Source organism: Clostridium sp. MCC353, assembly GCF_018785315.1.
In the GTDB taxonomy this organism is placed as follows: Bacteria; Bacillota; Clostridia; order Lachnospirales; family Lachnospiraceae; genus CHH4-2.
Genome location: NZ_WQPN01000110.1, coordinates 1 through 1,173, shown reverse-complemented (window position 1 = coordinate 1,173; position 1,173 = coordinate 1). Strand labels below are relative to the sequence as shown.

Below are 1,173 nucleotides of genomic sequence, written 5' to 3'. Positions count from 1 at the left end.
TATATGCTGAGAGAATGTCTGGCAATGGGCGCTGATGAAGCATACCTTTTGAGCGACCGGGCATTCGGCGGAGCCGACACCTGTGCCACATCCACCACCATCGCAGCCGGAATCCGTAAAGTGGGCGGCGTGGACGTGATCTTCGCAGGACGTCAGGCTATCGACGGAGATACCGCCCAGGTAGGACCTCAGGTTGCCCAGAGACTGGGACTTCCTGTAGTAACCTATGTCCAGGAGATCAATCTGGAAGAAGGCAAAGCCATTGTACAGAGACAGATGGAAGACGGCTACGAAGTGATCGAAGTCCAGACCCCATGCCTTCTGACCGCGGTAAAAGAATTAAACGAGCCGAGATACATGAGCGTTGGAAGAATTGTAGACGCATATAAGAAAGACATCACCGTATGGAACCATGACGATGTAGAATTAGACCCGAAAAACTGCGGCCTCAACGCATCCCCAACCCAGGTATTCCGTTCCTTCACCCCGCCGCCAAAGGGAAAAGGCGAGATGTTAAGCGGAACCATCCAGGATATGAGCGCAGCTTTAGTAGGCAGATTAAAAGAGAAACATTACATCTAATTGAGAAAGGACGGATAATAAAATGGCAGTAAATGTAATTAAAGAAAAATGTAAAGGCTGTTCCATCTGCGTGAAGAACTGTCCTTTTGATGCAATTACCATGGAAAACAAGCTGGCAGTGATCGGAACCGCATGTACGGGCTGCGGCGTGTGCGTGGAGAAATGTCCATTCAAGGCGATTGAAAAGGTAGAAGAAGAAAAAGAAGAGAAAGATTTAAGCGCATATAAGGGAGTTTGGGTATTTGCAGAGCAGAGAGACGGAAAAGTAATGCCTGTAGTAATCGAACTTCTTGGAGAAGGCAAAAAGCTGGCAGCGGAAGTGGGCTGTGAACTCTGCGCAGTGCTCTGCGGAGAAGGGATCGAAGGGCTTGCGGACGAACTGTTCGCTTACGGAGCTGACAAAGTGTATGTTGCGGATGATCCGGAACTGTCCACCTACCGCACCGATGCCTATACAAAAGTGATTTATGAAGCGATTGAAGAATACAAACCGGAAATCGTGCTGTTGGGAGCAACCCATATCGGCCGTGACCTTGGCCCCTGCCTGGCAGTGAAAGCCAACACAGGACTGACAGCAGACTGTACCAAGTT

General features: G+C 49.5%; 2 protein-coding genes. Both read left to right on the top strand.

Annotated features, from left to right (window positions below; genetic code table 11):
• The coding region (locus GPL15_RS19240) for an electron transfer flavoprotein subunit beta/FixA family protein (protein WP_252198511.1) at positions 1 to 582 on the top strand (582 nt) is incomplete at its 5' end.
• 22 nt (positions 583 to 604) lie between these two features.
• Positions 605 to 1,173 (top strand): 4Fe-4S binding protein (locus GPL15_RS19235; RefSeq protein ID WP_215700297.1); only part of this gene is annotated, 569 nt, incomplete at its 3' end.